Origin of the sequence: Burkholderia sp. Tr-20355 (genome assembly GCF_017104685.1) — a bacterium.
In the GTDB taxonomy this organism is placed as follows: Bacteria; Pseudomonadota; Gammaproteobacteria; order Burkholderiales; family Burkholderiaceae; genus Burkholderia; species Burkholderia seminalis.
In genome coordinates this window covers 1-8,390 of the sequence record NZ_JAAGPK010000245.1, presented here as the reverse complement: position 1 = coordinate 8,390, position 8,390 = coordinate 1, and the positions used below count along the sequence as shown (strand labels likewise).

General features: G+C 67.9%; 6 protein-coding genes and 1 pseudogene. 2 read left to right on the top strand and 5 right to left on the bottom strand.

What is annotated here, in order from left to right; genetic code table 11:
• Together G3N62_RS33035 and G3N62_RS33030 are read left to right on the top strand one after the other, a co-directional pair.
• Positions 1-247, top strand: a pseudogene (locus G3N62_RS33035) (hypothetical protein); the annotation flags it as partial.
• Positions 248-483: 236 nt separating this feature from the next.
• Positions 484-921, top strand: coding sequence for an ATPase (locus G3N62_RS33030; RefSeq protein WP_226194352.1), 438 nt, complete (start codon positions 484-486; stop codon positions 919-921).
• Positions 922-1,094: 173 nt separating this feature from the next.
• Here G3N62_RS33030 and G3N62_RS33025 read toward each other — a convergent pair whose 3' ends face one another.
• From G3N62_RS33025 to G3N62_RS33005, 5 genes are all read right to left on the bottom strand, one after another.
• Entirely contained in the window at positions 1,095-1,781 is a 687-nt protein-coding gene (locus G3N62_RS33025; protein WP_049031094.1) for a DUF429 domain-containing protein, read from the bottom strand.
• A gap of 9 nt (positions 1,782-1,790) precedes the next feature.
• Complete coding sequence (locus G3N62_RS33020; protein ID WP_034191123.1) at positions 1,791-2,315, bottom strand: HD domain-containing protein; 525 nt, start codon at positions 2,313-2,315, stop codon at positions 1,791-1,793.
• 122 nt (positions 2,316-2,437) lie between these two features.
• Positions 2,438-5,908, bottom strand: coding sequence for a YhaN family protein (locus G3N62_RS33015; RefSeq protein ID WP_124671314.1), 3,471 nt, complete (start codon positions 5,906-5,908; stop codon positions 2,438-2,440).
• Positions 5,909-5,911: 3 nt separating this feature from the next.
• Positions 5,912-7,162, bottom strand: coding sequence for a DNA repair exonuclease (locus G3N62_RS33010; protein ID WP_124671313.1), 1,251 nt, complete (start codon positions 7,160-7,162; stop codon positions 5,912-5,914).
• Positions 7,163-7,607: 445 nt separating this feature from the next.
• Positions 7,608-8,225, bottom strand: a complete 618-nt coding sequence (locus tag G3N62_RS33005; RefSeq protein WP_241013274.1) for a hypothetical protein — start codon at positions 8,223-8,225, stop codon at positions 7,608-7,610.
• Between the last annotated feature and the right edge of the window lie 165 nt (positions 8,226-8,390).

The window sequence follows — 8,390 nt, the reverse complement described above, 5'->3', positions numbered from 1 at the left end:
TTATCGGCTGTTAATTTTTAAAGAGCAATCTGCGAGGAACTTCGTGTTTCCCGGCAGCGCTGCGTTTTCAGCAGCAGAGAAGCGAGATTATGAACCGTGTTTCGCAGCTCGTCAACAACTTTTTGCACTACGTCGTTGCGACTGCGGGGCTCAACTTCCGTACCGCCGAGGCCGTTCCTGCCAAGCCTCAACCGCACTGCTTCCCTTCCTTCCGCGCCGCGTTTCCGTGAGCGCGAAAGAGGCGTGATTCTATGCACCTCGCGCCGCCCACGCAAGCCCTTTGTGAAAAAAGTTTGAAAAAGCCCCCGTGCGCTGCCGCCCACGGGGGCTGGGGGTTCGACGGGCCTGAATCGCAACGCGAGCGGTTCGCTATAGCTATGACGTATGCCCGTCTTTCCCCCTATATGAAAAGCAGCGGAACGGACAAGGAACCTGGCGCTGTCGAGTATCATGCCGCGACCGAACCACGCACCCCTATCGACGATGGACAGCACGACTCAATCCGGCGACGCCGATCTTCGCGACGAATATGCGGCGCTGCGCGAACGCGCCATCCTGCTGGAAGAACAAACGCCGGCGCTTCTCCAACGCATCTCGGATGTATTGCCTCGGATCAGCGGCGAATCCGAACTGGCGGACGAGCATCGCGAGCGGCTCGTCGGCGCGCGTAACGCGGCGATGGTCTCGATCGAGAACTATCAGCAGGCGATTCCTTTCCTGCAGACAGCCGATTCGATCATCGAACAACTGGACAAGACGCCAGCGCGCGATGAAGACATCGAGTGGCGCGAATCGCTGCTGCAACGGCTCGACGAGCTGATCGACGTCGCGGTCGTGATGATCAACGACGCCGAAGACTATTTCGATCAGGCGCAAGCCTGCGACCTGTCCAGCGTGCCGAAGTCCATCCTCGAGGACTGAATGGTGCCGGCGGGGATCGCGCGGCGCACCGGCTTCATGCCGTGCGCGCCGGCCATCCCGATGTTGGTCGGTCGACACGCAATGCCTACGGCATCGGCGCCGGGAAGACCGCCCCTCTCCCGCAAAAGCTCACCTTGTCGTGGCAACTGCCCCACAGTCGCCACGTGCCGCCGCTATAGCGAGTCGAGCACGATCGCCTCGCTCACGATCGGCACGCGGATGTAACCGCCCTCCGTGTCACCATACGCATATGCGTTCCCGTCGATCACGTATTGCGCGGTCAACGCGCAAAGGGTTGCGTCTCGCGCATCGACGGAGCGCAGCCTCGACACGTCGATCCCCAGCCGCTCCAGCAATTGCAGGCGCTGGGTACGCTTCTGCTTCGCCGACGCCACCGCCTTGCCCAGCATCGCGCAGGTAATCGCATACGGATAGGTCTCGAAACTCGCACGACCACCCGCATAGTGCACACCGGTCAGCAATGGATAGGTATCCGCCAGCGCGCGGTACACGCGTTCCCCGATGAACATCCAGTCGAAGAAGCCCGACGTGCTTGAAACGGCCTGCTCCCGCGACGGTGTCGGAAAACACGAGATCCGTTCGCAGGCGAGCGCCTGTTCGGCCGCCCGGCGGCCGACGCCTGGCCACCACACGCTCGGCGCGTCGACGCCGACGGCCACGACGTCATGGGCAACACACAGCGCGGGTATCGCCTCGGGGGCAATCCGCGCTTCGCGGCAGACGACCGTCGACCCGCGCAGGATCACGAGATCGCACAACTTCTTGTCGCCCCCGACGTCGACACCCGCCACGGCGGGCACCTGTCGCGCGGCGGATGCGACGGATCGAGCCGATACCATGCCGGAACTTCAGTCCGCCGGCCGCGCGCCGTACGCGGTGTCGAAGATCGCCTCGAGACCGGGATGCACGCCGCGCATCGGGTCGACGACCGACTTCGCCCAGTCGAAATACGCCTGCTTGCGCTCGAGCGGCCAGTCCGCGGGCGGATGCCGCGCGATGTCGCGCAGGTTGCAGATCTTGTCGGCGAGCTTCACGAGCTTCGCTCGCCGGCTGATGGTCGACGCGTGCTCGATCTGCAGGCGCTTGCGCTCCTCCTTCGGCAACGACTTGTCGTCGGTGACCTCCATCACGATGTCCGCCACGTCCTTGCCGAACAGCCGCAGCAGTTCCTGCTCGGTCGTCTCCGTGTCCTCGACCGTGTCGTGCAGCACGGCCGCGACGATCACGCGCTCGTCCTCGATACCGGCTTCGTTGGCCAGCACGTCGGCAAGTGCGATCGGATGATTGATGTACGGCGACGCCTCTTCGTCCTTGCGACGCTGATTGCGATGCTTGTCCGCCGCGAACGCGATGGCGGCTACCAGCTTTTTCATATTTTCCCCTCGTGTGGCCAGACCCGCGACCGGTTGTCCCGGTCCCGTGCGTTTCGGAACCGCTCATACTACCTGCACGCGATGCCCCTTCCCGTGTACCGGCATCGCGGCACGCCCGCGCATCACGCGCCGGCCGGCGCGCGCTGCAACTCGACCACATTGACCCGCGCGCCGAAGACGTCCCGCACGAGCGGCAACAGGTGGTCGTGGTGCGTCAGGAACAGCACCTGGGTTCGCGTCGACAGATCGCGCAGCGCATCGAGTCCGGCCTTCGCGCGCGCATCGTCGAAATTGATGAACAGATCGTCGGCGACGAACGGCAGCGCGATGCGGCTGCCAAGCTGCAGCTCCAGCGCCGCAATCCGCAGCGCGAGGAACAACTGGTCGCGCGTGCCTTCGCTCAGCCCGGCGACCTCGACCGACGCGCCCTTCGTACGCCGCGCATACAGCGCAGGCGGCGTCCGTTCGGTGTCGACGGTCAGCTTCGCGAATTCGCCGAGCGTGAGCCCCGCGAAGATCTCGCCCGCGCGCCTGAGCATCGGCCCCTGCTTCTGGTCGCGATAGCGATCCGTCGCCCACTTCAGCAAGCGGCTCGCGGTGGCCGCCTCCAGATACTGTTCGGCCGCATCGCCCATCGCCGCCAGCGCTTCCTGCCGTTTCGACTCGGCGACGGCCGCATTCGCCTGGCCGTCGATCGCGCCGAACGCCTGGTCGGCCACGACCTGCTGCTGCGACAGCTCGTTCAGCCGCTTGCCGACATCGCCGAGCGACTGCTTCACCGCTTCGAGATGCGCCGGTACGTCGGCGATGTCCTGCTCCGCGACCTCGGCTTCGACGGCGGACCGGGAAAGACCGTCGCCATCGCGCACCAATGCCTCGTGCGCGGCCTCGACCGCCTGCCGAAGCTGACGCTGACGATCCGAGCGCTCGGCCAGCGGCAGCGCCGCGTCGATCGACGCGACGCCGGCCAGTTGAAGCAACGGCTGAATTCGTGCATCCGCACCGGCCACCGCGGCGGCCGCGTCCGCGACCTTGCCGTCGGCGTGCCGCACGGCTTCGTCGGCACGGTCGATCGCACGCGCGATTTCCCGGGCGGCCGCGAGGCGCATCGTCAGCCGGCGCGCCACGTCCGGCCAGTCGCCGCTCGCCAGCCATTCCGGCGCGAGCGCTTCCGCAAGCCGACGCGCGCCGGCCTCGAGCGCGGCCAGCTCCGCGCGGATCGCGGCGATCCGGTTGCGCGGCGCGTCGGCATCGGCCAGTTCGGCCGTCACCGTATTCGCGAGCGTGAGCGCCCCTTCCGCCGCGGCCAGCGTCGTCGCGCTCGCGGACAGTTTCGCGTCGGCCAGCGCGTCGCGCCACTGCGCTTGCCACGCGTCGTAAGCCGTTTGCGCATGGCCGGCCCGCGATTGCGCGGTCGCGCATCCGCGTTCGGCTTCCCGCGCACGGTCTTCCAGGCTGTCCTGCTGCGCGATCGCTTTCTCGGCCGACTGTACGAAGGCCTCGGCAATCGCGACGAGCGCCGCCAGGCCGTCCGGCTCGCCACCTCGCGATACCGTGCGCAACGCCACGCGCAGCGCGGCTTCCGCGCCGTCCCGGGCCGCATGCAGCGCGTCGAATTCGCGGCGCTGGCGGTCGAGATCCGCCTGCGCGGCGAACACCGTTTCGCGCTTCGCGAGCCAGTCGCCCATCGCCGCCAGCGGCATGCCGGGCACCGCGGCTCTCGCCGCGAGTGCGGCCCACGCGTCGCGATGCGCGGCCAGCTCGCGCTCGCGTTCGTCCAGCGCGGCCTGCCTGCGTGCCGCGCCCGCACGCGCGGACTCGACCTGCTGACGCAGCGATTGCAACGTCGCCGCGGCCTGCGTCGCGCCGAGCTGTGCATCGACGAGTTCGTCGGCGAGGCGAATCGCGTCGTCGACCGCCGGTGCGCCCGCGGCGAGATCGACCGCGCCATTGCGGATGTCGCCCCACGCGCCATCGCGCCGCGCGCGCGCCGCCAGCACGTCGCCGGTCGTGACGACCTTGTGGTTCTCCGCGAAATGCTTCTCCTGCAGTTCGAGCCGCTCGAACTCCTCGAGCGCGCTGTCCCGCGCATCACGTGCCGCGGCGGCCGCGCTCGCGTACTCGCCGTCTTCCTTCAGCAGCGCGCCGAGCCGCGCCGCCGACGGCACGTCGAGCGCGCGCAGCGTGTCGACCGGCATGCGCCACTGGCCAAGCGCATCGAGCGCACCCGACAGCGTGCGTTCGGCGGCCGCGATCTCGTGCGCCAGCGCCTGCTCGCGCTGACCGCTGTTGCGAAAGGCTTGCGCGTCGGCCAGCGCCGCGCGCAGCGCCTCCGGCACGTCGACGGTCGACAGTCGCGCCTGTTGTTCCCGCACCTGCGCAAGCTCGCGCGTGCGTTCGTCGAGCGACTCGCGCGCGCCGGCGAGCGCCTGGTGCAGCGCGCCGTGCTCTCGCAGCAGGTTCGTCACCGTCTTCAGCGACAGCGCCGTCGGCAGCGACGCACGCAGCGACGCTTCGTTCGTCGGCCAGTCGAGCTGGGCCGCCGCCGCGCACGCGGCGGACACATGCCGCTCGACATCCGCGCCGAGCAACAGCAAATCCTGCGCGTGATTCATGCACGTGCCGCGCAACCGATCGAGCGCTTCGATATCGGCTTCGAGCGCCAGCGTGCCGGCGTCCGCATCGATCGCCTCGCGCGCCTGCCGTTTCGCGAGCAGGTCGGCGCGACGTTCTTCGAGCACCTTCTGCTCGGCCGCGAGATCGCCCTGCGCCTTCAGCAGATCGGCATACGCAGTCGGCGGCAACTCGACGACCGCACCCAGTTCGGCCAGCGCCGCATCCTTGACCGTCAGCTCCTTCAGGTATGGCGCAAGCCGACGGACGCGTTCAAGCTTCGAGCGCAGCGTTTCGAGCCGGCGCTGTTCCGCGCGCGCCTGCTCGATCTGCTGCTCGACCGCTTCGCGCGCGTCCTTGCGATCGACCCAGTCGCGCGTGCGGACCTGGACCGTCTTCAGTTCGGTCACGGCTTCGTTGAACGACGTCTCGGCCAACGCAAACGCGCTGCCGCTCCGGCGCGGCGCCCACAGCTCGAGCGCGCGCGCGTCGAGCTCCTCGCGCACCGGCCCGAGACTGCCGACACCGGCAGCCGATTCGAACAACACCTGGCCGAGCTTGTCGGAAGCATCGAGAATGCTCCGGCCTCCATCGACCAGCCGTCCGTGATCGAGCCCGAACATCTGCTCGAAGAACTCACGCGTCGCGCCGTCGAGGATCGCCGCCAGATAGTCGTCGGGCAGCTTGTCGTCGCCGGGCGTGCGCAGCGAACTGCGCCCGCGCGCACGGTGGAACACGAGTTCGCTCGTACCGCTCTCCAGCACGCCGCCGATCCGCAGCTCGGGCGTGCTGTGCAGGAAATCGAGCGGCGTCTGCAGCTTCATCCCGAACAGCAGCTCGGATACGGCCGTGCGGATCGTCGACTTGCCGGCCTCGTTCGGCCCGACGATCACGTGAAAATCCTCGCGGGCCGGCGGGAACCGCAGCGTCTCGTCGGTGAACTTGCCGTACTTGATCAGATCGAGCTGGCTGATGCGCATCGCTTACTCCCCCCTCGCCAGCCGCGCGAGCAACGCGGGCCCGACCTGCTCGACCAGCGCCGTCAGTTCACCGGCGCGCGCCATCGTCAGCAACGGCACCTCCTCCTTCACGTCGCTGCGTACCTTGCCGACGAACGGCTTCAGGTCGCGTTCGAGCAGCACGAGGAAATCCGGATCGTGCGCGGCATCGGCGAGGATCTGCTTCAGATCCTCCAGCGCTTCGAGCTGCTCGCTTTCGCCAGGCTGGTGATCGGCGGCGGACGTCGCGAGCCGGACCTTCTCGAGCCACAGCCGCTCGTTGCCGATGATGCCGATCTGGTTGAGCACCTCCGCGCGCAACTGCGGCGCGCGGCCGAAAAAGAGGCCGTGCGCGGGCGTGCGCCCCGTGACCGTCACGCGCACCGCGCGCGGCACGTGGCCGTCGACGGTCAGCAGCGCCTCCAGCGACTGGCCGATCTTTCTCGACAAATCGGCGACCGACAGGCAATCGGACGCGTCGACCGACACGGCTTCCCAGCGCAGCACGTCCAGATACAGGCGCTCGACCTGCGTGCGGCCTTGCTCAACCGTCACGAGCACCGCGCCGCGCCGGCCCGTCTCGCGGATGTGGCGCCCCTGGAGGTTGCCGGGAAACACGACGGTGGACGGCCCCGTCCATTGCTGGAACTCGTGCACGTGGCCGAGCGCCCAGTAGTCGTAGCTCTTCGCGTGCAGTTCGGCCAGCGTGCACGGCGCGTAGTTCGCGTGCGCGGCATACCCTTCCAGCGCCGTGTGCAACACGCCGATGTTGTAGTAGCCGGGTACCGGATCCGGATAGCCGAGCGCGAGGTTGTCGACGACGGCCTTGTCCTTGAAGCTCTGCCCGTGCAGCGCGACGTCGAATTCGGGCAGCTTGACGGTTTCCGGCTTGCGGTGGCCGAACACGGTGACGTTGTCGGGCAGCGTCAGCTTCTTCGTCATCTCGCTTTCGGCATCGTGGTTGCCGCCGAGCACGAACGCGCGGATGCCAGCCTTGCGCAAGCGCCCCATCTGCTGGCCGAAGAAGATGCCCGTGTTGTGATCCTTCCAGTCGCCGTCGTACAGGTCGCCCGCGATCACGAGGAACGCGACGTCCTCTTCGATCGCACGATCCACGAGTTGCCGCAGCGCCTCGCGCGACGCGTTGCGCAACTGCGCGGCCGGCGCGTCGGGGTACGCGCTCAGGCCGTGCAACGGGCTGTCAAGGTGAATGTCTGCCGCGTGGATGAACTTCACGAAGGTTCCTCTGTTTCATGGCGAAGGGCGACGCCGCTCGCACGGGCCCGTGCCGTCAATCGTCGTCCCGCCAGCCGCCGGGCCTGCCGCGTGACGTAAGGCGCGTGCCGGACCGGATCATGCTGCCCGTTGCAAGCGGGTCGGGATGGTACCTGAAAGCGGGTAACGACAAGACGTTATCCGTCGGTCCGGATGGCCGGGAAGCACGCGATACCGGTGCGAACCGACATTGTGCCGCAGCACGAGCGAGCGACGGCGAAACCGCGCCGCCGCAGAACGGCCCGCTCACGAAACGATGGCCGCGCAATCGTCCGATAGGGGCGATTGCGCCTTGGATCGTGTTTCGGGAGATACGAAACGGCAACGGCGTTGAACGGGCAGCGGGAAAACGCGCTGGATCGCCCCGCGTGCGTCGCGACGCATGCGGGCGCCCGACTACATGCCGTTACTCGCCGCGCGGAACGGGCGGCGGCGCAAAGCGGTTGTCGTTGCCGGGGAACGGATTCGCGTTGCGGCGCAGCGCTTCCTCGTCGTCGTCTTTCTGCGCGAACAGCGCAACGCCGATCACGCCGACGTTCGCGGCATCGCCGTACTTCGAGTTCGCGACGTAGCTGTCGGGCACGGCGGCAAAGCGGAACGCGGCGACTTCGTCGCGGCTCTTGCGAAAACCCTCGATCGTCAGCGTGCGGCCCGGATACAGCACGTAGCCGCCGTTCGTATAGCTGCCCGGCCGGCCCGACAGCACGTCGAGGCCGTCGACCGTCGACACGACTTCGAACGTGCGGCGCCCCTGGTTGCGCAGCACGATGATGTAGCGCGAACCCTCGACGCCCGCCATGTGCCAGCGGCCGTTGTTGCGCGCGAGCCGCAGCGGCGCGCCCTTTTCGTCGATGAACGACAGCGCGATGTCGCCATTGGCGAGCGCGACGCGGGTCGGCAGCCGGCGAACCTGCGAGGCCGGCGGATGGCCGGGCAGCGCATCGTTGTAGTAGACCGACGCGAGATCCGTCGGCTTGGCCGGATCCGCGCGTTCGAATTCGACCTGGCGGGTTTCGGATCGCACCGACTCGCCCCACGCGGTGCCGAGCCCGCGGCGTTCGCCGGCGTCCGGTGCGGCGGGGGACCCGGAGATCGGCAGAGCCCACCTCTCAACTCCAGTCAACAACCGCGATCACGTATCCCGTCTTCTCCTTGAAAAAAAAACAGCACCCAACACTCACGCGACACC